The 22,675-nt window shown below is 53.0% G+C and carries 22 protein-coding genes; 3 read left to right on the top strand and 19 right to left on the bottom strand.

Annotation, left to right across the window (positions count from 1 at the left end; genetic code table 11):
• Nucleotides 1–8 precede the first annotated feature (8 nt).
• The 17 genes from fliJ to FE784_RS21045 all read right to left on the bottom strand — a co-directional run bounded on the left by fliJ (nucleotide 9) and on the right by FE784_RS21045 (nucleotide 17,424).
• Nucleotides 9–455, bottom strand: coding sequence for a flagellar export protein FliJ (gene fliJ, locus FE784_RS21125; RefSeq protein WP_139604221.1), 447 nt, complete (start codon nucleotides 453–455; stop codon nucleotides 9–11).
• 5 nt (nucleotides 456–460) lie between these two features.
• On the bottom strand, nucleotides 461–1,783 hold the full coding sequence (gene fliI / locus FE784_RS21120) for a flagellar protein export ATPase FliI (protein WP_139604220.1): 1,323 nt from the start codon (nucleotides 1,781–1,783) through the stop codon (nucleotides 461–463).
• Complete coding sequence (locus FE784_RS21115; RefSeq protein ID WP_139604219.1) at nucleotides 1,776–2,624, bottom strand: FliH/SctL family protein; 849 nt, start codon at nucleotides 2,622–2,624, stop codon at nucleotides 1,776–1,778. The genes fliI and FE784_RS21115 overlap by 8 nt, the downstream gene beginning before the upstream one ends.
• Complete coding sequence (gene fliG / locus FE784_RS21110) at nucleotides 2,617–3,633, bottom strand: flagellar motor switch protein FliG (RefSeq protein ID WP_139604218.1); 1,017 nt, start codon at nucleotides 3,631–3,633, stop codon at nucleotides 2,617–2,619. The genes FE784_RS21115 and fliG overlap by 8 nt, the downstream gene beginning before the upstream one ends.
• A gap of 12 nt (nucleotides 3,634–3,645) precedes the next feature.
• Nucleotides 3,646–5,232, bottom strand: a complete 1,587-nt coding sequence (fliF, locus tag FE784_RS21105) for a flagellar basal-body MS-ring/collar protein FliF (protein ID WP_139604217.1) — start codon at nucleotides 5,230–5,232, stop codon at nucleotides 3,646–3,648.
• A gap of 42 nt (nucleotides 5,233–5,274) precedes the next feature.
• The gene (gene fliE / locus FE784_RS21100; RefSeq protein WP_139604216.1) at nucleotides 5,275–5,583 is read right to left on the bottom strand and encodes a flagellar hook-basal body complex protein FliE; all 309 of its coding nucleotides are present in this window, start codon (nucleotides 5,581–5,583) and stop codon (nucleotides 5,275–5,277) included.
• Nucleotides 5,584–5,627: 44 nt separating this feature from the next.
• Nucleotides 5,628–6,077, bottom strand: a complete 450-nt coding sequence (gene flgC / locus FE784_RS21095; protein WP_139604215.1) for a flagellar basal body rod protein FlgC — start codon at nucleotides 6,075–6,077, stop codon at nucleotides 5,628–5,630.
• A 3-nt stretch (nucleotides 6,078–6,080) separates the two neighbouring features.
• Nucleotides 6,081–6,485 (bottom strand): flagellar basal body rod protein FlgB, encoded by a 405-nt coding sequence (gene flgB, locus FE784_RS21090; protein ID WP_139604214.1) that lies wholly within the window; start codon nucleotides 6,483–6,485, stop codon nucleotides 6,081–6,083.
• 220 nt (nucleotides 6,486–6,705) lie between these two features.
• Nucleotides 6,706–7,485, bottom strand: a complete 780-nt coding sequence (codY, locus tag FE784_RS21085; RefSeq protein WP_139604213.1) for a GTP-sensing pleiotropic transcriptional regulator CodY — start codon at nucleotides 7,483–7,485, stop codon at nucleotides 6,706–6,708.
• A 98-nt stretch (nucleotides 7,486–7,583) separates the two neighbouring features.
• Nucleotides 7,584–8,978, bottom strand: a complete 1,395-nt coding sequence (hslU, locus tag FE784_RS21080; RefSeq protein ID WP_139604212.1) for an ATP-dependent protease ATPase subunit HslU — start codon at nucleotides 8,976–8,978, stop codon at nucleotides 7,584–7,586.
• Nucleotides 8,979–9,005: 27 nt separating this feature from the next.
• Complete coding sequence (gene hslV / locus FE784_RS21075) at nucleotides 9,006–9,545, bottom strand: ATP-dependent protease subunit HslV (protein WP_176706400.1); 540 nt, start codon at nucleotides 9,543–9,545, stop codon at nucleotides 9,006–9,008.
• Between the two features lie 230 nt (nucleotides 9,546–9,775).
• Nucleotides 9,776–11,104, bottom strand: coding sequence for an FADH(2)-oxidizing methylenetetrahydrofolate--tRNA-(uracil(54)-C(5))-methyltransferase TrmFO (gene trmFO, locus FE784_RS21070; RefSeq protein WP_139604211.1), 1,329 nt, complete (start codon nucleotides 11,102–11,104; stop codon nucleotides 9,776–9,778).
• A gap of 72 nt (nucleotides 11,105–11,176) precedes the next feature.
• Nucleotides 11,177–13,279, bottom strand: coding sequence for a type I DNA topoisomerase (gene topA / locus FE784_RS21065; protein ID WP_139604210.1), 2,103 nt, complete (start codon nucleotides 13,277–13,279; stop codon nucleotides 11,177–11,179).
• Between the two features lie 70 nt (nucleotides 13,280–13,349).
• Nucleotides 13,350–14,408, bottom strand: coding sequence for a DNA-processing protein DprA (gene dprA, locus FE784_RS21060; protein ID WP_246132115.1), 1,059 nt, complete (start codon nucleotides 14,406–14,408; stop codon nucleotides 13,350–13,352).
• A 341-nt stretch (nucleotides 14,409–14,749) separates the two neighbouring features.
• The gene (gene sucD, locus FE784_RS21055; protein ID WP_139604208.1) at nucleotides 14,750–15,679 is read right to left on the bottom strand and encodes a succinate--CoA ligase subunit alpha; all 930 of its coding nucleotides are present in this window, start codon (nucleotides 15,677–15,679) and stop codon (nucleotides 14,750–14,752) included.
• A 21-nt stretch (nucleotides 15,680–15,700) separates the two neighbouring features.
• Nucleotides 15,701–16,861 (bottom strand): ADP-forming succinate--CoA ligase subunit beta, encoded by a 1,161-nt coding sequence (gene sucC / locus FE784_RS21050; RefSeq protein ID WP_139604207.1) that lies wholly within the window; start codon nucleotides 16,859–16,861, stop codon nucleotides 15,701–15,703.
• A 302-nt stretch (nucleotides 16,862–17,163) separates the two neighbouring features.
• The gene (locus FE784_RS21045) at nucleotides 17,164–17,424 is read right to left on the bottom strand and encodes a hypothetical protein (protein ID WP_139604206.1); all 261 of its coding nucleotides are present in this window, start codon (nucleotides 17,422–17,424) and stop codon (nucleotides 17,164–17,166) included.
• 208 nt (nucleotides 17,425–17,632) lie between these two features.
• On the opposite strand from FE784_RS21045, the gene FE784_RS21040 reads away from it, so the two are divergent.
• On the top strand, nucleotides 17,633–19,177 hold the full coding sequence (locus tag FE784_RS21040; protein WP_139604205.1) for a YifB family Mg chelatase-like AAA ATPase: 1,545 nt from the start codon (nucleotides 17,633–17,635) through the stop codon (nucleotides 19,175–19,177).
• Nucleotides 19,178–19,382: 205 nt separating this feature from the next.
• Complete coding sequence (locus tag FE784_RS21035; RefSeq protein WP_139604204.1) at nucleotides 19,383–19,598, top strand: hypothetical protein; 216 nt, start codon at nucleotides 19,383–19,385, stop codon at nucleotides 19,596–19,598.
• Between the two features lie 148 nt (nucleotides 19,599–19,746).
• On the opposite strand, the gene FE784_RS21030 is transcribed toward FE784_RS21035, so the two are convergent.
• Complete coding sequence (locus FE784_RS21030) at nucleotides 19,747–20,085, bottom strand: hypothetical protein (protein ID WP_139604203.1); 339 nt, start codon at nucleotides 20,083–20,085, stop codon at nucleotides 19,747–19,749.
• Between the two features lie 187 nt (nucleotides 20,086–20,272).
• On the opposite strand from FE784_RS21030, the gene FE784_RS21025 reads away from it, so the two are divergent.
• Entirely contained in the window at nucleotides 20,273–20,461 is a 189-nt protein-coding gene (locus tag FE784_RS21025; RefSeq protein WP_139604202.1) for a DUF2524 domain-containing protein, read from the top strand.
• Between the two features lie 68 nt (nucleotides 20,462–20,529).
• Here the strand turns inward: FE784_RS21025 and FE784_RS21020 are convergent, their stop codons facing one another.
• On the bottom strand, nucleotides 20,530–22,662 hold the full coding sequence (locus FE784_RS21020) for a HEAT repeat domain-containing protein (RefSeq protein WP_176706399.1): 2,133 nt from the start codon (nucleotides 22,660–22,662) through the stop codon (nucleotides 20,530–20,532).
• Between the last annotated feature and the right edge of the window lie 13 nt (nucleotides 22,663–22,675).

The following is a 22,675-nucleotide window of genomic DNA, read 5'->3' as shown; positions in this document are numbered from 1 at the left end:
CGAGTATGCTAACTAACGATCGTCTGGACGCGGCGGTTTAGCGCGATTTCGTCAAGCTCTTCCTGTTCTTTTTTCATGACGATGGCGGTGAATTGCAATTGTGCTTTTTCTTTTGCCTTGGTCCATACCTTTTCTTCCATCATCTTGCCGGTCAGCACGTGCTGTTTATCCGTCACGTTCGCCTGCGCCCGATCGACGTCTTTGGTTTTCAGGCGAATCTGCTGCTCCAAGTGCTGTGAATAATGCTGAAGCAGCTGCATTTGCGAGATCGTCGTTCTATGAATCGAAGCGTATGCGAGCTCTTCCCCTACCCGAGCAAGCTCTTCCTCAAGCTCCGTCAACGCCTGCTGCTCCTGCTGTAGTTGCCCCACCGCCTCGGACAGCATCCACTCGGCTTGCTCCTTCTCGTTCGTCTTCAGATCGACCAGCTTTTGCAAAGGATATCGGAACCGCATGGACTTCAACCTCCGCCGAATTGTTGAATCAGTTGGTTATAAGCATCGTGGTAACCAATTTTCTCGCTCGTCTTCTGCCGCAGAAAATCCCAGATCGTCTGGATATGTTCGAGAGAAGTATCAATTTCATAATTCGAGCCTCTCTGGTACGCCCCGATATTGATCAGATCTTCCGAATCTTTATAAATGGACAACAACCGTTTCAATCGATCGGCTGCGTCCGTCTGTTGTTCGGGAACGATTTCTTTCATACATCTGCTGACGCTGGCGAGTACGTTGATCGCCGGGTAATGGCCTTTGTGCGCCAAACTGCGGTCCAGCACGATATGGCCGTCCAATATCCCTCTTACCGTATCGGCAATCGGCTCGTTCATATCGTCACCGTCGACCAGCACGGTATAAAACGCGGTAATCGAGCCTTTCGGCCCTGTGCCGGCTCTTTCGAGTAGCTTGGGCAAGCTCGCGAACACGGACGGCGTATATCCGCGGGTCGCGGGAGGTTCGCCAATAGCGAGCCCTACTTCCCGCAGCGCCATCGCATACCGCGTTACGGAATCCATCATGAGCATTACGTTCAAGCCGCGGTCCCGGAAATATTCGGCAATCGTGGTGGCGATCAAGGCGCCCTTCATCCGGATCAAGGCAGGCTGATCGGACGTGGCTACTATCACGACAGAGCGGGCCAAGCCTTCCGGACCGAGATCGCGTTCGATAAAATCCAGCACTTCCCGTCCGCGCTCGCCTATTAGTCCGATGACGTTGACGTCGGCCGAAGTATTCCGGGCAATCATGCCCATCAGCGTGCTTTTCCCTACCCCTGATCCGGCAAATATACCGACACGCTGACCTTTGCCCAAAGTAAGCAGACCGTCGATGCAACGAACGCCGACGCTGATCGGTTCATGCACCCGGGGACGTTTAAGCGGATTGTTGACCACGGCGTTCGTGGAATAATGCGCCATTCGGGTAGGCAAGTACGATCCGTCCAGCGGCTGTCCGAGTCCGTCCAGCACTTTACCCAGCAATTCGTGTCCGACCTGCACGGTCAACGGCTTTCCGGTACCGACGACATCGCATCCCGGCCCGATCGAATGAAGCTCCCCGAGAGGCATCAGAATGACCTTGTTGTTGCGAAATCCGACAACTTCGGCTTTCAGCGGCTGTGCCGACTTGAATGGGTAAATATAACAGACGTCGCCGACGCTGGCGTCGGGTCCTTCGGACTCTACCGTCAAGCCGATGACCTGGGTCACTTTGCCGTTTACCCGGATCGGGTCGATATGCCGCAAATAATCGATATATTTGAGCGCTTGCGGAGCATTATTCATCGTCGTAAGCTCCTTCGCTTCTCAAGGCTACTTGCTGCAATCCCTTTTTGATTTCATTCAACTGCGTATCGATCCTCGCATCTATGCTGCCGAAGGAAGAGCGGATGACGCATCCCTGGTCTTGCACGGTCGGGTCCGGAATGATCTGAAGTTCGGCCTGCGAATCGATGGACAGCATGAGCTCTTCCCTCGCATCCAGGACGAACTGAAAATGCTCGGCGGAAACGCACAACGTAATAATGCCTTGCTCCCGTCTGCGCATCAGCACCTTTTTGACCAGCTCGATGGACCATTCGGGCTCGATGGAAAGCTGCCTCGTAATGATTTTCTCGGCGATGGAGCAGCTAAGCTCGATCAGAAAAGGCTCGGACTCCTGAATCAATTGATGCTTGATTGCCACCGCGCTCTCGATGATGGCCTGCGCTTCGCCGAGCAGTTGCTCATATTGCTGCCGAACTTGCGCTTCTGCTTCATTCACCCCCTGCTGGTATCCGGCTTGATAGCCTTGCTCGCGGGCATTTGCTGCCGCATTTTCGTCGTCCGCTCTGCGCTTGCTCCACCAGCCTTCGATCTCGTCGGTCGCTTCCTGACGCAAACGTTTGGCGTCTTCCGTAGCTTGACCGACTACCGACTCGGCGTAGAATTCCGCATCCCGGATGATCTGCTCTTTAGCGGCAAGCGCCGCCGCGATGTCTTCGTGGACAGGCTCCGCGACGTTTTCGGAAATCTCCGCATTGGCTTGATGAAGCTCGGATTCGGAAATCGGCTCCGATTGTGCAACCTGTATAAGCTTTTTATCGTCTATAGGGATATAGTGCGTCGCTTTAATGACGTTAGACAATGATATCGTCTCCTCCGCCGCGAGCGATAATGATTTCCCCGGCCTCTTCCAAACGTCGGATCGTCGCTACGATGCGGGTTTGCGCCTCTTCGACGTCGCGCAGCCGGACGGGCCCCATATATTCCATTTCCTCTCGGAACGTTTCCGCCATCCGCTTGGACATATTCCGGAATATGACTTCGCGCACTTCTTCGCTCGCCACCTTGAGGGCAAGCTGCAAGTCCGCGTTCTCGATGTCCCGGATAATGCGTTGGATCGAACGGTTGTCGATATTGACGATATCTTCGAATACGAACATCCGTTTTTTGATTTCTTCGGCGAGCTCGGGATCCTGAATTTCGAGCGAATCGAGAATCGTCCGCTCCGTGCCGCGGTCGACGCCGTTCAATATTTGCACGATCGCTTCGATGCCGCCTGCCGACGTATAATCCTGAGTAACCGTCGATGACAGCTTCTGCTCGAGCACGCGTTCCACCTGATTGATCACCTCGGGGGAGGTGCTGTCCATCATGGCGATCCGTTTCGCTACGTCCGCCTGTTTATCCTGCGGCAGCGACGACAAAATAATCGAAGCCTGTTCGGGCTGCAAATAAGAGAGAATGAGGGCAATCGTCTGGGAATTCTCGTTCTGGATAAAGTTCAAAATTTGGGCCGGATCGGCCTTGCGGGCAAAATCGAAAGGCCTTACCTGCAGCGTAGCCGTCAGTCTGTTGATAATGTCCATCGCCTTGCTGGCGCCGAGCGCTTTTTCCAATATTTCTTTGGCGTATTGAATCCCGCCCTGCGAAATATATTCCTGCACCAGACAAATTTGATGGAATTCCGATAATATCGCATCCTTCTCGGCGTTATCCACTTTGCGCACATTGGCGATTTCAAGAGTTAATTGCTCGATTTCTTCCTCGCGCAAATGCTTGAAAATTTGGGCGGATACTTCCGGCCCGAGACTGATGAGCAGAATGGCGGCCTTTTGTCGCCCTGTCAATCCTTGCTGCACCGCTTTCGCCACAGAAGCCCCTCCTTATTCGTCTACTAACCAGGTGCGCAGCAAGTTCACAAATTCATCCGGCTTTCGCTTGGCCAGCCCTTCCAGCTGTTTGCGGACTTGGCTTTCGTTCGATACGTTCTCGATATCGATAGTCGGAAGCTCCACTTTTGTCGGTGGAGACAGCTCCTCCTCGACGAGCTCCAATTGCCTTTGCCTTCTGCGTCGGATCATAAAACCGCCAACGCCTGCAAGAACCATTGCCGCTACGCCGATTCCGCCCCACATCCAATAATTGATGCCCGCTTGCTCCATTCCCGGGGTAACCGCGAAAGGCTGGGCGAACAACGTTACTTTTCTGGCAATGTCCGCTTCGGTAAACGCCTGACCGCTGTCGGCCAATGTCGCGGAGACGATGCTAACGAGCGTTTTCTGGATGTTGTCCTTCATTTCCTGCGTCAACGAGTTCGGATCATCCTTGACCGGGGGCTCGATTCCGACACTTATCGACAAATCTTTTACAATAAAAGGACTGGATACGATCTCGTTCGTAATCCGGTTCACTTCGAAATTGACGATTCTGTTGTTTTCTTCCGACTCCGATTGCCCGCCGCCGTTTTGGCCGCCCTGGTAGGTCGGAACATCCGTATTTCCCGTTCCCGGCACTCCGCCGGTCGCGCCTCCCGTGCTGGTAGCCGACTTGCTGTTTTCCTGAAGGCTAATTTCGATCCCTCTGTTATCCACCGTGTTGACCGGAGTAACCAGGTTTTGCTTGCTCGTCTTCTGATCGAAGTTGAGAGTTGAAATTACGCTGACGACCACCTTGTCGGGGGCATACATTTTACCCAGCAAACTCATTATATTTTTTTGCAATTCGTTTTGAAACTGGTTTTTCACTTGAAATTGCTGTTGAATTTGCCCCGAAGTGCCCGCGATGGCTCCGTTCGTCTTGGAGTAAGGAAGCAGCTCGCCATTTTGGTTGGAAATCGTAATATTCTCGTATTTCAGCTTCGGTATCGTTTTGGCGACGAGATTGTACATCGTGTCGATTTGCGCTTGGTCGAACCTGTAGCCACTCTCGATATTCAATATGACCGATGCGGTCGATTCTTGGGGCTGCGTAGTAACGAACGCGGTTTCCTTCGGCACGGTGATGAGTACCTTGGAGCTCGCCACGCCGTTGATCTGATTGAACATTTGCTGAATCTCGCCCTGCATCGCATTGATCAGCTTCACGTTGAATTCGTTGTCCGACATCCCGAACGTGTTGCTTCCTTCAAATGCGCCGTATCCGAGAGAACCGTTCTTATTCAGGCCTTGCGATTCGACCTCGAGCTTGATCGAGGCGGCTTCGCTTGCCGGTACGGCGATCGACGTTCCGTCAGGGGTTAACTGATAAGGAATTTTCGAGTCGTCCAAATATTTTTTTATATTGGCGGCGTCGTTCGGCTGAAGGTTCCTGAACGCCGTGGCGAATTCCGTCTTGGATAAATTGATCGATGTCAAGATGACGACCGCTAGTAGAATCACGACCGTACCTATCACCATATATTTTTGATTTTTGCTTAGCTGTTTCCAATACAGAGTCGCCTTGTCTCTATACTGGACTAGTGTCTCATTCACTATGTCACCCCGCCCGGGAATCTGCTGCGACTAATACCGCGATTAGATCTGCGTCCTCATTACCTCCTGATAAGCCTCGATAACTTTATTGCGGATTTGTACGGTCATCTCCAGACTGAGAGAGAGCTTCTCGGCCGCAATCGTTAACTGATGCACGTCGGCGATTTCACCGGTCACGAATTTGTCGTTCAACGTATCGACCGCCGTGTGCTGCTTGTTCAAATTGTTCATGGCTCCATTGAGAAATGATCCGAAATCTTTGGCGATACTGGCCGCTCCTGCGTCCTTGGCTGAGCCCAAGTCGAGGGAAACGAGCGGTTTTTTGGGCAAAAACCCGATTTGATCGATCATGTTTCAAGACCCTCCGATGTGGTTATAAGAATATGTAGGGCAATTTATTTGCCGATTTCCAATGCTTTCGATATCATCGCTTTCGTGGCATTCAAAGCCGTGACGTTCGCCTCGTAGGAACGGGTGGCGGACATCATATCTACCATCTCTTTCAAAATATCGACGTTTGGCATTTCTACGTATCCGCGCTCGTCGGCGTCCGGATGGGTCGGATTGTACACTTGCTTGAACGGCGCTTCGTCTTCGAAAACGCGGGACACGCGTACGCCCTCGCCTGTCGAATCTCGCATCGATTGCTGCAAAATCCGGGAGAAGGAGGGCTGTTCTTTCGCTTCCATCGCAATCAATTTCCTCTGATAGGGAACCCAGCGGCCGTCTACCAGCTTTCCGCGGGTCGTGTCGGCGTTGGCGATGTTGGATGAAATAACGTCCATCCGGAACCGTTGGGCGGTTAAGGCCGAAGAGCTGATGTCGAAGCCGTTCGTCAGTTTCATGTATTATCTCCCCCCGTTCATCGCGGTTCGGTAATTTCTCAGATCATGACTGACTTGACCGACCAGCACGTTGTACCGGAGTTGGTTTTTCGCCAGGAGGGCCATCTCGTAGTCGATGTCGACGTTGTTCAAGTTGTTGTTCATCATCGTTGTTTCGTCCGCGACGACCTCCGGTGCGGTCGATGCAGAGACCTGTCCGATCGGAATATGCCGGAAATCCGTCCTGCGGCCTTGAATCGACTTTTTATTCAATTCCTTCGACAAAAGCTCCTCGAACTGCACATCGGACCTTTTGAAATAAGGAGTGTCTACGTTTGCGACGTTGTTCGATATCACTTTTTGTCGAAATGCCGCTGCATCAAGTGTCCGTTCCATCATTCCTAGGCTCGGAGTGTCCCACAAAGCCATTCCAAATACCCACTTTCGCTTAAAAAGTTATGTAACTGTATTCTTCACGATTAGCGCTATTCCTTCTAATTTCGAGGAATTGAGCAAAAAAAAATATTTGGGAGATGTCTTTTTTTGTAACATTACGGCCATATATATATTCCATCTATATAAGAAAGTTTACAATAAGCAAAAAGCCCTATCTTTTATTAAGACAGGGCTTCAACCGTTACGAAAGTCATTAGGCTCTTGCATTCGCGACGCTTTGCATAAGCTGGTCGTTCAATATTTTGATATAGGTCCCCTTCATGCCGAGCGATCTCGTTTCAATGACACCGGCGCTTTCCAGCTTTCGGAGCGCATTGACGATCACCGAACGGGTAATCCCTACCCGATCGGCGATTTTGCTCGCGACAAGCAGTCCTTCCTTCTCCTTCAGTTCCTCGATTATATGGTCGACGGCTTCCATCTCGCTGTACGACAACGAATTGACCGCAACTTGGACGACGGCTTTGCTCCGCGCGTCAAGCTCGATTTCCTCAGCATGCTCCCGTAAAATTTCCATGCCGATGATCGTCGTGCCGTATTCCGCCATAATCAAATCATCGTCGATGAACGAATCTCCGCTGCGCGTCAAAACAACCGTCCCAAGCCGGTCTCCGCCTCCGATAATCGGAATAATCGTAACCTGCGCCTGGGCGAAGAACGAATGTATTTTTTCCGTAAACATGTAGTAAGGGCTGTCCTGATCGCCATGAGAAGACGTTTCTTCGATTCTTTTCAAAATATTGTTGTAATCCTCGGGCAGTCGACGATTATCGACGATCATCTCATGGAGCGTTTCGGTTAAAAGCTCTCCCGTCGTCGCGTATCCCAAAATTTTGCCTTTGCGGCTGACGACGAAAATGTTCGCCGAGATCAGGTCGCGCAGCACCTCGGACATCTCCATGAAACTGACCGCGTTGCCGGCCGCCCTTTGCAGCAAACGGTTTAAACTCCTTGTTTTGCTTAGTAAAGTCATGATTCAAGCCTCCCGGTATTGAGAAAAGCTTCGAAGCGAAGCTTTCGATGAAGCGGCATTGCGTCCTATCTTTATCTTCATTGCCGAGCAATTCCGACCTACAAAATATATTGGCTCAAGTCACGGTTTTGGGCTATGCCGGCCACTTTCTCGCGCACGTATTCCGGCGTGATCAAAATGTGGTCAAGCGAAATGTCGGGCGCTTCGAAGGATAAATCCTCGAGCAGCTTCTCCAAAATCGTATGCAGTCTCCTCGCGCCGATATTGTCGGTATTCTGATTCACTTCCGCAGCGATCTTCGCAAGCTCCGAGATGGAGCCCTCGGAAAATTCGACACGAATGCCTTCCGTTTCCAATAACGCCGTATATTGCTTCGTCAACGCGTTCTGCGGCTCCGTCAGGATCAGCACGAAATCTTCCTGAGTCAAGTTGGTCAACTCCACCCGGATCGGAAAGCGTCCCTGCAGCTCGGGGATCAGATCGGAAGGCTTGGCGATATGGAACGCTCCCGCCGCGATAAACAGCACGTAATCCGTTTTGACCGGACCGTACTTGGTCATGATCGTCGAGCCTTCCACGATGGGCAAAATGTCCCGCTGCACGCCTTCACGCGACACATCGGGGCCGCCGCCGCGTCCGGAGCTTGCGATTTTATCGATTTCATCGATGAAAATAATGCCGGACTGCTCCGCACGCCGGATCGACTCCTGAACGACTTCGTCCATATCGAGCAGCTTCTGGGCTTCCTCTTGAATAAGTACCTGTCTCGCTTCTTTGACGGGCAGCTTGCGCTTCTTCGTCCGCTTCGGCATAAAACTGCCGAACATTTCCTGCATGTTCATCCCCATCTGCTCGTTGCCTTGACCGGCGAACATATCGAGCATGGAAGGAGCGGCGTCCTCGACTTCGATTTCGATCACTTGGTCTTCCAGCTCGCCCTTGCCAAGCTTCTCTTTCATTTCTTGCCGGCGCTGAATGACTCCCTGATCGGCCTCTTCCTTCTCGCCGTTCGATTGGTTCGAGCCGCTGAACAGCATCTCCAGAGGATTGCGCTGGGACTTCTGCGAGGCGGTTGACGGTACGAGAAGCGCAACGATACGCTCATTGGCCATTTGTTCGGCTTTATCCTTGAGCTTCTCCGTCTTTTCGCTTTTTACCATGCGGATGGCCGTTTCGACCAGATCGCGCACCATCGACTCGACATCGCGGCCGACATAACCGACCTCGGTAAATTTCGTCGCCTCGACTTTGACGAACGGCGCGTTGACGAGCTTCGCCAGCCGGCGGGCTATTTCCGTTTTGCCGACCCCGGTAGGTCCGATCATCAAAATATTTTTCGGCACGATCTCGTCCCGTATCGATTCGTTCAATAAACTGCGGCGATAACGATTGCGCAGGGCGATGGCGACCGATTTTTTCGCGGGCTTTTGTCCGACGATATATTTATCCAGCTCCGCTACGATTTGCCTAGGCGTCAGAGCGCGGTTATTCATGGTTTTCCCTCCCGGCAGCATACCCGATTATATCTCTTCGACAATGATATTCCGGTTTGTGAACACGCAAATATCGGCCGCCGTCTCCAGCGACGCTTTCGCAATATCGCTGGCCGCCAGCTGAGGCGCGAACCGTTTCAAAGCGCGGCCCGCGGCCAGCGCAAAGCTGCCCCCCGAACCGATTGCCAAAATTCCGTCGTCCGGCTCGATAATTTCACCGCTTCCGGAAATGAGCAGCAGGCTCTGCGAGTCCATGACGATCATCATCGCCTCCAGCCGACGCAGAACCCGGTCCGAACGCCAATCTTTGGCCAACTCTACCGCGGCTCTAAGCAGATTTCCTTGGTGCTCCTCCAGCTTCGCTTCGAATTTCTCGAATAACGTTACCGCATCGGCGACGGATCCGGCGAATCCCGCGATAACCTTTCCCCTGTACAGCCGCCGTACCTTCTTGGCATGCGACTTCATGACCATGCTGTTGCCGAACGTAACTTGCCCGTCACCGGCGATCGCTCCCTTGCCTTCGTGCCGAATGGCAAATATCGTCGTAGCGTGAAAATCGCCCACCAGCGTCCCCCCTCCATATCGCAAAATGATTCTGTATATCCCGAACGAGCGCGACGCCGCGTAATCCGCAGCCGCACATCCTGGGGCAATCAATAGGACCGACAAACAAGAAACAGCACCAAACGTTTCGTTCTGCTGCTGTTTCGCTATTCGGTAAATTGGTTGTGAAGCTATATTTCAAAAACTATCGATGACCCGAAAAACATTTCCATCGTATCATAGTCGATCTTCTAGTTACAAGTGAAATTGTGTACATTATATGAAAAATTCTGAATTGTTTCAAGGGCGCGCTCGGCAAGCAGCTCGTTTTTCCGTTTTTTATCGCGAATTTTTTGTTCAAGCGGCGGCAGCAGACCGAAATTGGCGTTCATCGGCTGAAAATGCTTCGGGTCGGCCGACGTGATGTAGTTCGCCATGCAGCCGAGCGTAGTCTCCTGCGGCAGTACGAGGCAAGCTTCGCCCTTGGCCATCCGGCCGGCGTTGATTCCCGCGATAAGTCCCGACGCGGCCGACTCCACATACCCTTCCACGCCTGTCATTTGTCCGGCAAAAAACAGGTTGTCACGCTGCTTGAATTGATACGTCGGGCGAAGCAGCTTTGGCGAGCTGATGAACGTGTTGCGGTGCATGACGCCATAACGGACGAATTCGGCGTTCTCAAGCCCGGGAATGAGCGACAATACGCGCTTCTGCTCCCCCCACTTCAGATGCGTCTGGAACCCGACCAGATTGAACAACGTACCGGCCGCATTGTCCTGACGAAGCTGTACGACCGCGAATGGCAGCTTGCCGGTATGCGGATTGACGAGCCCTACCGGCTTCATCGGACCGAACAGCATCGTTTGCTTGCCGCGCTTGGCCATAACCTCGATCGGCATGCATCCTTCGAAATAAATTTCTTTCTCGAACTCTTTGACCGGTGCGGTCTCGGCGCTTACCAGCGCATCATAGAAGGCGTTGTACTCTTCTTCGGTCATCGGGCAGTTCAAATAAGCCGCCTCCCCTTTGTCATATCGGGAAGCCAAGTACACCTTATCCATATCGATCGAATCTTTTTCCACAATAGGTGCGGCCGCGTCGTAAAAATATAAATATTCTTCGCCCGTCAGCCGCTTCAAAATATCGGACAGCGCCGGCGACGTCAACGGACCGGTCGCCACGACCGTTATTCCTTCCGGGAGTTCCGTCAGCTCCTCATTCCGCACCTCGATCAGAGGATGGTTGCGCAAAGTGGATGTAATCTCGCCTGAGAAGCCGTCCCGGTCGACGGCTAATGCACCGCCTGCCGGAACGGCATGTTTGTCCGCACATCTCATGATGAGCGAGTTCATCAGTCGCATCTCTTCCTTAAGGACGCCTACGGCGTTCGTCAAGCCGTTGGCGCGCAGCGAGTTGCTGCATACGAGCTCGGCGAATTTATCGGTTATATGAGCGGGCGTCTTGCGCACCGGCCGCATTTCGTAAAGGACGACCGGTACGCCTTGGCTTGCGATTTGCCACGCCGCTTCGCTGCCGGCCAGTCCGGCGCCGATTACGGTAACTTTAACTGCAGATGTCAATGTACTAGCCCTCCTGCTAATCGCGTCCCGCTGCTATGCTTGCCGCCGATATGCACCGGCTGCGGTCCGGGTTTAATCGGCGTCGCCCTCGGCATCCGCCTGCTGGTTTTCTTCCTTGTGGCCGCACTCCACGCATTGCAGGAAGGAGCCGGCCTTCGTGTTTTTCTCCACAAGCATCGAGCTGCAGTTCGGGCACGGTTTATCGGCCGGTTTATCCCAGGATACGAAATCGCAATCCGGATATTTGTCGCATCCATAGAAAATGCGCCCTTTCTTGCTGCGCCGCTCGACTACATGGCCTTCTTTGCACTTCGGGCAAGTTACCCCGATTTCCTTGACGATCGGCTTCGCATTCCGGCAGTCCGGGAACCCGGAGCAGGCCAAAAATTTGCCGAACCGGCCCATTTTGATCACCATATGCCTGCCGCATTTCTCGCAGAGCACGTCGGTTATTTCGTCCTGGATTTCAACTTCCTTCATTTCTTCTTCGGCCACTTCCAGCCGTTTCTCGAACGTCGTATAAAATTCGTCCAGTACCCGGACCCAGTCGACCTTGCCCTCTTCGACGAAGTCGAGCTCTTCTTCCATGTGCGCCGTAAATTCGACGTTCAATATTTCCGGGAAAAACTCCGCCATCAGCTGGATGACGAGGTCGCCCAGCTCCGTCGGCACGAATCTCTTCTCTTCCATGGCTACATAGCCGCGCTTCTGGATCGTCTCCAGCGTCGGAGCGTAGGTACTCGGCCTTCCGATTCCCATCTCCTCCATCATGCGGACCAGACGGGCCTCCGAATATCTCGGGGGCGGTTGGGTAAAATGCTGCTTCGGCTCGATCCCGTTGTTGTTCAGCTTGTCGCCCTGCTTCAGAACCGGCAAATATTTATCGTCTTCCGTCGTACCGTCGTCATTGCCTTCCACGTACACTTTCATGAATCCGGGGAATTTCACCTTCGAGCCGACGGCACGGAACGTGACATCGGATACGGAAATATCCACGGTCATCGTGTCGAGTACGGCCGAAGCCATTTGACTGGCGACGAAGCGCTCCCATACGAGCTTGTAGAGCCGGTGCTGGTCCCTGCTGAGGAACGGCTTGAGCTCCTCGGGGGTTTTCACTATCGCGGTCGGCCGGATGCCTTCATGGGCATCCTGCGCGTTCGCGTTTTTCTTCAAATAAACCCGCGGGGTCTCCGGATAATAAGCCGCTCCGTATGCGGATTCGATATAAGCCTTCGCTTCCTCCTGGGCAACCGGGGAAATCCGCGTCGAATCGGTACGCATATACGTTATCAGACCGACCGTACCTTCTTTCCCGAGATCGATCCCTTCGTACAACTGCTGGGCCACCTGCATCGTTTTGGCCGCGCGGAAGTTCAGCTTGCGCGCCGCTTCCTGCTGAAGGGAGCTCGTAATGAACGGCGGCGCCGGATTGCGCTGACGCTCCTTCTCCCTCACGTCGCCGACGATAAACGCCGATTCGCCGATCCGGTTCAAAATGTCCTGAACATCCGCTTCGCGGTTCAGCTCTCTCTTCTCGCCGTCCACACCGTAAAACTTCGCCTCGAACTCGGTACCGCTTACGGCCAGCTTAGCCGTAATGGACCAATACTCTTCCGGGACGAACGATTTGATCTCGTTCTCGCGATCGATAATGAGCTTTACGGCGACGGATTGCACCCGCCCTGCGGATAGCCCTTTCTTGACCTTCTTCCACAGCAGAGGGCTGATTTTGTAGCCGACAAGACGATCCAATATGCGGCGGGCCTGCTGAGCATTGACCAAGTCCATATCGATCGGTCTCGGCTGTTTGAACGCGTCCTTCACCGCTTGCTTCGTAATTTCGTTGAATACTACCCGGCACGGCTCGGTTTCGCTCAGTTCGAGGTAATGCGCCAAATGCCAGGCGATCGCCTCCCCTTCGCGATCGGGGTCAGCCGCGAGATAAATGTTTTTTACTTTGCGGCTTGCATCCTTGAGTTCTTTCAACACCGACCCTTTGCCCCGGATCGTTATATATTTCGGCTCGAAATGATTTTCGACTTCCACTCCGATCTGGCTCTTCGGAAGGTCCCGGATATGCCCCATGGACGCCTTGACGATAAACTTGCTGCCCAAATATTTGCCGATCGTTTTCGCTTTTGCGGGTGACTCCACAATGACCAAAGAATCCGCCATAGGCTCGCCGTCCTCCCCTCGATATTCCACTTCAATAGTATGCGTATGTTTACGCCGCTCGTAACGGGCGTCATAGCGTCATATAAGATGAACCGGCTAACGGTGCAATCTTTTTTTTCAAAATTAAATTTAACAGAACTGAATGCAAATGTCCAAATTCCATCCCCGAGAGCATGAGCAGCTCGTCAAAAGTAACCGGTACGGCCGCCATCAAACCGAGCAGCTTGCGCTCTTCTTCGGAGGCCGATATATCAGGCCGGGTACCGATTTCCCTCCTGCTTCCGCCAAACGGAACGAGTCCTCTGTATTCCTCCAATATATGTTCGACGGATGCGACCATCTTGGCTCCCTGCCGGATCAGCTCGAGCGTGCCCGAGCTTTTGGGCGATGTAACCGGGCCTGGAACGGCGAACACGTCTCTCGACTGCTCCAACGCCTGATCCGCCGTAATGAGGGAGCCGCTTCTGCTTGCCGCTTCCACGACGACAGTACCCAGGCTCAAGCCCGATATGATGCGATTGCGTTGCGGAAACAGTCCCGGCTTGAGCTGCGTTCCGAGCGGGTACTCCGTTACTAGAACTCCCTTCTCTTCAATCTCCGCATACAGGGAAGCGTTTTCAACCGGATAGACGGTATCCGGCCCGCAACCGAGCACAGCCGCGGTACTGCCCGCTCCCGTCAAGGCCCCCCGATGCGCGCAGCTGTCGATGCCCCTTGCCAGCCCCGAAGCGACACATACGCCGTTCGCCGACAAATCGCGCGCAAGCTCGAACGAGATCTTCCTGCCGTATACGGTTGGCGACCGGGTGCCTACCATCGCGATCGCCGGCAGCTCCAGCGTTTTCAAATCCCCTCGGTAATATAAGATCCAAGGCGGCTGGGCGATTTCCCGCAGCAGCGCGGGATAATCGGAGTCTAGCGCGGTCAGGAACGACGTACCGTGCCGTTCGTAAGCTTCAAGCCGCTGCTCGATATAAGCTTCGGTCAGCCTGGCACAGATCCCATGCGCGACATTCGGCTTCAGGCCGAATGCGACCAAGTCCCCGGGCTCCGCGCGCACCAATTCCGTGTAAGCCCCGGACACGCCGGAAGCAAGCCGATCGATCGTTTTCCATCCAACACCTTCCAACTCGTGCAATCCAAATAATACATTACGGTCGTTTAACAAGTAAAGCACCCCTTAGAAATTATTATTCCCCAAAAGCGACGCGACCCTTCGCTGATTATTCCTGGTACTTTGGGGGAACCCCCGGAAGATCAGCTCGCTAGTTGTGTAATCCTTCATTAAATCCCTGGTCCGCGCAATGTGAAGTAAACAGAACGGCTGTCTGTAACGTTAATCGGTAAACAGGCACTGGTACGGAACGATTCCGAATAGCCGGAAAACGAAAAAACCTTCCGTACCCGTATCCGGGATGCGGAAGGTTGCTTACCTTCGTCAATCGATTGTATAGGATTGAAATGCTCGATTTACTTCACTGTGCACTTTGCGAGCAGGCCTTTTTCTTCGAGTACGCTTACGAGCGTGGAGCCCATTTCGGAAGGAGTCGGGGCGACTTTCACGCCGCAAGCTTCCAGCGTAGCCACTTTCTCCGCCGCCGTTCCTTTGCCGCCCGAGATGATCGCGCCGGCATGGCCCATGCGTTTTCCCGGAGGCGCCGTTTGGCCGCCGATGAAGCCTACGACCGGCTTCGTCATGTTCGCTTTGATCCACTCGGCCGCTTCTTCTTCCGCGGTTCCGCCGATTTCGCCGATCATGATGACCGCATAAGTATCCGGATCTTCGTTGTACAGCTTCAGGATGTCGATGAACTCGGAGCCTTTAACCGGGTCTCCGCCGATCCCTACAGCCGTCGATTGGCCGATACCGCGCGTAGTCAGCTGATGAACCGCTTCATACGTAAGCGTACCGCTTCTCGATACGACGCCGACATGACCCGGCAAGTGGATATATCCGGGCATGATGCCGATTTTGCATTGTCCCGGAGTGATGACGCCCGGGCAGTTAGGTCCGATCAGTCGGGTTTTCTTGCCTTCCATATATCGGCTGACGCGAACCATGTCGAGTACCGGAATTCCCTCGGTAATACAGATGGCCAAATCCATTTCGGCATCGACAGCTTCCAGAATCGAATCCGCGGCAAAAGCCGGAGGAACGAAAATGAGCGAAACGGTTGCGCCTGTCGCTTTTTTCGCTTCGATGACCGTATTGTAAACCGGCAGCTTCACGGTCGAACCGTTTTCCAGAGAAAATTCGACTTCCGTACCGCCTTTGCCCGGGGTAACGCCGCCGACGAATTGGGAGCCGTATTCAAGGCCGCCTTTCGTGTGGAAGGTCCCTTGCGACCCGGTAATGCCCTGCGTAATAATTTTCGTATTTTTATCGATCAAAATACTCATCGAATGTCATCTCCTCTCGAATTACTTCACCAGCGAAACGATTTTTTGAGCGCCGTCCGCCATCGAGTCGGCCGCGACGATATTCAGTCCGGATTCGTTCAACTTTTTCTTGCCCAGATCTACGTTCGTACCTTCCAAACGCACGACCAGCGGACGATCCAAGCCGACTTGCTTGGCCGCTTCGATAACGCCGTCCGCGATAACGTCGCATTTCATGATTCCGCCGAAAATGTTGACGAAAATCCCTTTAACCTTCGGATCGGACAAAATGATTTTGAACGCCTCGGTTACTTTCTCGGCCGTGGCGCCGCCGCCTACGTCGAGGAAGTTGGCAGGCTCGCCGCCGTAATATTTGATGATGTCCATCGTGGACATGGCAAGACCGGCGCCGTTAACGAGACAACCGATGTTGCCGTCGAGCGCGATGTAGCTCAGGTCGAATTTGGACGCTTGGATTTCCTTCTCGTCTTCTTCGTCCAGATCGCGCAGCTCCAAAATATCTTTGTGGCGGTACAGCGCGTTCGAATCGAAGTTCAATTTGGCGTCAAGCGCCATGACGCTGCCGTCTCCGGTAACGACGAGCGGATTGATCTCGGCGATGGAGCAATCCTTGTCCACAAACGCAGTATAAAGAGCCGTCATGAACTGTACGGCCTTGTTTACAAGCGCGGTAGGAATGTTGATCGCATAAGCGAGCTTCCGGGCTTGGAACGGCTGCAGGCCGATAGCCGGATCGATCACTTCTTTGAAAATTTTCTCAGGCGTGTGGGCAGCGACTTCTTCGATTTCCGTGCCGCCTTCTTCGGATGCCATCATAACGACACGGCCCGTACCGCGGTCGACGACGACGCCGACATAATATTCCTTCTTGATGTCGCAGCCTTGCTCGATCAGGAGGCGCTTCACTTCCTTGCCTTCCGGACCGGTTTGATGAGTCACAAGCACCTTGCCAAGAATTTGCTCGGCGTATGTACGAACCTCGTCGAGATTTTTGGCGACCTTGACACCGCCTGCTTTACCACGGCCACCTGCGTGGATTTGCGCCTTCACGACGACTACCGGAGTGCCGAGCGATTTTGCCGCTTCGACGGCTTCGTCGACGGAAAACGCCACTTTGCCCTGAGGAACCGCTACACCATATTGTCTCAGGACCTCTTTCCCTTGATACTCATGGATATTCATTCTCGAATCCTCCTATCAAACTGTCTTGGGTGATGTTGTATACAAAAAAGGGCATAATGCCCTCTACCCACCGAACGTACTATACCGCCCGCGGTTTACCCAAAAATGCCTTATTTATTGTACCACGTTTTTTCGACAGTTTCCTGAAATTTTTGTGAACATTGTACGTTTTTTTGTTTTGGACCGCATAAAGACAATGGTCCGTCCCGAATCCGCACATGCTTGGGCGAACATGGAAATAGCGCAGGCTTTCGATAGGAAAGCTTGCGCTATCGCACAAGAACCGGCACGTAACGACTGCCTTACCCGTAAACCGGAGTCGTCGGCGTCATGACCCGCGGTTCGCGCTCCGCCTGCTTGATGAAGCGCATTTCGTTGCCGGTAAAGCCGCAAACGAGGCAGCCGATCGTCGGTTCTGGCTCTTCTACCGTAATCGGTTCCGTGACATTTTGTACGATGCCCGTAACGGCTTCTTTCATGAACGATTGATACGTTGTCGTCAGCAATCGAAACTTGGTTCGATTCGAACGGCAGTTCGGACAAAAATACGGTTTTTCCTGCATGTGCTTTTCACCTCGTTTCTTTTCTTTTCCATTATCCCCATCCGAAATCGTTTTTATTTCCATTTATCCGCTCAAGGAGGATTTTTGACGTCTTATGCCGAACATATCACGTATGGAAAATTAGGAAGCACCTATTTCCCGTTGCCCGTCGAGACGACTTTACGTCCTGATATCGGCGCTATCCCGGAGAGAGTAGGTGCTTTTTGGCATGTATGATAAAATGTACGGCGCATGTCTGCAAGGAATCGACGGTACGATCGTCGATGTGGAAATCGACATCAGCAACGGTCTGCCGTATTTTCAAATAGTCGGTCTCCCCGACTCTTCCGTCAAGGAATCGACGGAACGCGTCCGTTCCGCGCTCAAAAACTGCGGTGCCGCGTTTCCGATGGAACGGATCACGGTCAACCTGGCCCCGGCCGATGTGCGCAAGGAAGGCGCTTCCTTCGATCTGGCTATCGCCGTCGGAATTCTCAGTGCGAGCGGACAATTGGTCGTGCCGGGATTGGACCGCTGTCTGACGATCGGCGAGCTGTCGCTCGACGGACGCCTCCGCCCGGTTCGCGGCGTATTGTCGATGGTCGATGCGGCGAAGCGGCGCGGCATGACGAATGTACTGCTCCCTGCCGAGAACGTCGAGGAAGCTTCGTTGATCGAAGGGATGCGTATTGTGGGAATCCCCAGCATAAAAGAGCTGCTTCACAATAAGGGCGTCCCGATATTTGACGGCGCCGCCGTTTCGCGCGGTTTGCATAACGAGCGAATTTTGTCGAATTTCGAAGAATCCCATTTGGATGATTTTGTCGATGTTTGCGGCCAATTTCAAGCAAAGCGCGCCTTGACGATAGCGGCGGCCGGTCTCCACAATGTCCTGTTCATCGGCCCCCCGGGTTCGGGAAAAACGATGCTCATTCGCCGGCTTCCTTCCATTCTTCCGATTCTATCGAACGAGGAATCGCTCGAAGTAACGAAAATTTACAGCGCCGCGGGCCTTATTCCGGACCGCTCCAAACTGATCCGTCACAGACCGTTCCGCAATCCGCATCACACCGTATCGATGGGCGGCCTCGTAGGGGCGGGGATCTATCCTAAGCCGGGAGAAGTAAGCTTGGCCCATCGAGGCGTATTGTTTCTCGACGAACTGCCCGAGTTCCCCCGCAACGTGCTCGAGGTGCTTCGGCAGCCGATCGAGGACCGCCGCGTAACGATCGGCCGGGCGAAAGCCGTTGTTACGTTTCCTACCCATTTCATGCTCGCCGCTTCGATGAACCCTTGTCCTTGCGGATATTGGGGGTTCCCTACCCTGTCCGCTTCATGCACATGCAGTCCGCTCAAGGTGCAGCAATACCGGTCGAGAATATCCGGTCCGCTGCTCGATCGGATCGATCTGCAAGTCGAGGTTCCCCGCATCGACTATGACTCGATGAAGCAAACAAGCGGCAACGCCTCGTCCGGCGATCTGCGGCACTCGGTAATGAAGGCACTGAATCGCCAAGCCGCGCGCTACGCCGGGACCCACGTACGCTTTAACGGCGAATTGACCGGACGCATGCTGCGTGAGCATTGCCGGCTGCTGCCGGACGGGGAGAAGCTTTTGTCCGAAGCGTTCGAAGCTCTCGGCCTCAGTGTCCGCGCTCACGACCGTATTCTGAAGATCGCCCGTACGATCGCCGATTTGGACGAAAGTGATGTCATTGCCACCTCTCACCTGGCCGAGGCGCTTCAATACCGTTGTTTGGACCGGAGCCTTTGATGCTCCATTAAAAAGGGACTCTTTCCGACATTGATGCGAGTCGAATCGAGTCCCAATCCCTATAAATCCCATTTTTATTATTGGAATAAAAGGTTTAATATATCACAATTCAATAGGCAATACAACCAAAAAAAGCTTGTAATCTTCCATTTGTTCGTGTAATGTTTGATACGAAACGAAAATAGCGGGAGAGGAGGACAGTGCTATGGATAAAATGTGCATGCAAATGATGATGACGATGTGTATGGACGAAATGATGTGCAAAATGAACTCCATGAAGATGATGATGGAGTCCATGACGAGCATGAATATGATGGCCGATATGGACATGGATGCGATGATGTCCAAAATGCAGGAATGCGACGAGATGATGACGATGATGATGAAATCGATGCGCGAAATGAAACAAACCTCCATGTAATCATCGTTCATCTGCCAATGAACCGATGATTCTGCAGAGCAGTAAGCTGCATGCTCCGTTACCGTGAAGCGGTCAACCGCGCGAACTTCTAACTTGGCATTGGCAAAGCCGTCAACCGCATGCCAATGTTCCTTATTCCCCTCTTGCCTTAACTCCCGCAAGCCTTCAATTTTCTCGAAATATCCAGCCTGCGAATTTTCAGCTCCCATACTTGCTCTTTCAGTATTTCGCTTTTCTTGACATTTTTCGTGTCGCGAAGCTCGTCGTAGATTTCAAGCATGTTCCGGTTGATCGAATCGAACATTTTCCACAATTGCTCGCGTTGATTTTCCCGCAAATGCCGTTCGATATGAACGCCGTTTTGCTTCAGCTTATTTATAAGCTCCAGCTGCCATTCGCTATCGCCCAAGGCAACCGCATAGTTGTACAAGTCCAAATAATCATTAATCCACGCTTGGGCGATCGGGTTCGAAATCGTAGCGTTCATCGGCGGCATCTCCGTTCAATAGCTAATATACATAGTATTATACTCGGAATTATATGATTTGCAACTGTCTTTTTATTGACGTTCAGAAATCGTTTTCGATTCCGACGCGAACTACGTTTACTCGGACAACGTTATGCGCACAATAAGCTGGCATTGCCGCACATTACGTTTAGTAACGGAGGATACCATGCTGGAACGATTGGAAAGCGATTATAACTGCGCCAACGCCGGGGACGATCTGCACGAGCTGCTGCAGGAAGCCGAGCTGCTGCGGGGCCAGTCGAGCGGGTCCAAAGAGGATGAGGAACGGTTGAATCGGATCGAAAACCAAATTCACTTTATCCGCAACAAATGCTCGATTACGGGAGAAAGCTGATCGGCTTTCGGACAAAATGCCGTCAAAGACCCGGCCGGGCTTGACGGCATTTTCCATTTCATAATATCCTACGATGCATCGAAACTTGAATCGGGCAGTCGACTAATCGAGCGAATGTCCTCCCTCCAGGCACGGTACCCCGGAAACTGCGGCGCATAATGCTCATGATCGGCAATCATCTGTCGTTGATCAATGAGGAGGAACTCGGCTTTTTGGTGCGACAAATAGACAACCTCGTAAGCAAGCCATGCAAGCCATCGATTTTGCGTTTGCTCTCTGAACTTTTCGAGAATTTCTATGCCCGCCGCCCCGAACGATAGCAGCGCATTGCCCGCCAGCCGCCAGCCGAATGCAGCATCCGTTCGCAAACATCCGTCGCCATACTCCCGAAAAAGCTGTTCCAATTTACCGACAATATTTGTCGGCATACAAGCGGTCTTTCCTTCTTCCGCCAATTTCCCGATAGCTCTCACGATGTGGAGTTGAACGACCGTGGAACATTCTTTATCGATCCGTGCTGCCAATTCCGCTATAAACGCTTTTTCTTCCTCAGCGTCCAGCCTGCCTCCCAGACAAAGCCCGAGCAAGCCGTCGATCGTCCAGTATCGGATAATCTCATCCTCGTCCGCATTCCGTACAATACCGGTCAACAGAGGGTATAGTGCGGTACCGTCAATCTCATATAGGCCGATTAATGCTTTCGCGCAAACTTCACGTACGCCACGATATTTGCTGGAAAGGCCCGCAGTCGCATCACTTAAGCTGTTCTCACCGATTGCAAGGAGCGAACCGGCACAAGCGGACTTCATTAGAAAAGTATCGTCGCTTTCGATAGCAGCCAGCAATCTGCCGGGAGTATCCCCATCGTGAATCACTCCGGCAGCTTCGGCCGCGGCCACTCTTACGCAATTCTCCTCGTCGTGCAGACCGGCATAAATAATGGGTAGATGCGCAGATGTGCCGAACTTTTTCAATGCACGCATCGCTCGTTGGCGGACTACTAGATTCCGGTCTTGGGCGAGAACGATTGCCGCTTGAACGTCCCCCTCGATTCGCCCCTCCGCCATGTCGGTCAGCCCCTGGGAACGGTGGATCCAATCTTCGCTGTGAAGAAGGGCTGTCGAGGGCGGGGCCTTGACCATTCGCTCGATTCCGTTTACCGGCGATGTTATGACCGCAACCGGAGTAACACCTGCCGACACGTACGGCTCCCAGACCGGGTCAAACGGCTTTGGAGTACGTACGACTAGCTTAACCGACGTTCCTGCGCATGAGCGGAGCAGATTGTCCAGAGTAGACGTTTGTTTGCCTATCTCGGCCAACTGAACCCAAAGTTCGTCTACTATGCCTTCCGCGATCCATGTCTGCCAGTCCGTTCGGATGTAGCCGGTACCGGGAACGCTTTTCCCCCACCACGGCTGTACGTAATCCGGATTTTCCGCGTCGAGAATAATCGAGAGCTTCTTGCCATGAAGCTTCAGCTCGGCATGCAGCTCGCGAACGAAATCAGTTACGAACTTTCCCCTGCAAGCGTACCAATGCTCCGTTTGTTCATCGCTCAGACGTCCCTTGCGCAAATCGATGTCGGGGTATTTTTCCTGAAACAGACTGACAATAGGCTCGGCAAATCCAAATTCCTCCAAATAGCGCAACCCGCAATTTTCCACATACGTATAAAAATTGATGCCGTCATAGTCGTTCCGCACAATTTCTTCCACATAACGACGAATGACATATTGACGCGCTTCCGGAAAAGCAAATTCGAACGGTCCCGGACAACGCCGTTCCCCCCATCGGTCACGCATGCACCATTCCGGATGCTCGATGCGCCCCCGATCCTCGAACATATACGGACCTATGATGCCTATATCCGGCTGCACGCCGTAATCGAACAGGCCCGTATACATAATTATTTCCATCCCGTATCTCTTTCCAGCCGAAACGAGCGCCCGGGTAGTACCCGATTGTAACGTATGGCGTTTCCAAACTGCGGCATATTCGTATCCGAAGGGGGTTTCTTTGCCGAATTGCATCGTACGGTCCCATAATTCTTCGCCCGCGCCCCGCCAATACATTCTCTTTACATTATATGTCCGGGACATCCATTCGATCATCGCTTCGACTGCCGCCGGACTGTCTACCGGCTGCTTCTTGCTGGAAACGAGCTCATCGCCATAGCTGCAGTATACGTACATTTTCATGCATTCTCCTCTC

The organism is Paenibacillus hemerocallicola, from assembly GCF_006265175.1.
Classification (GTDB): domain Bacteria; phylum Bacillota; class Bacilli; order Paenibacillales; family NBRC-103111; genus Paenibacillus_AB; species Paenibacillus_AB hemerocallicola.
This window is presented reverse-complemented; position numbering and strand designations above follow the sequence as displayed.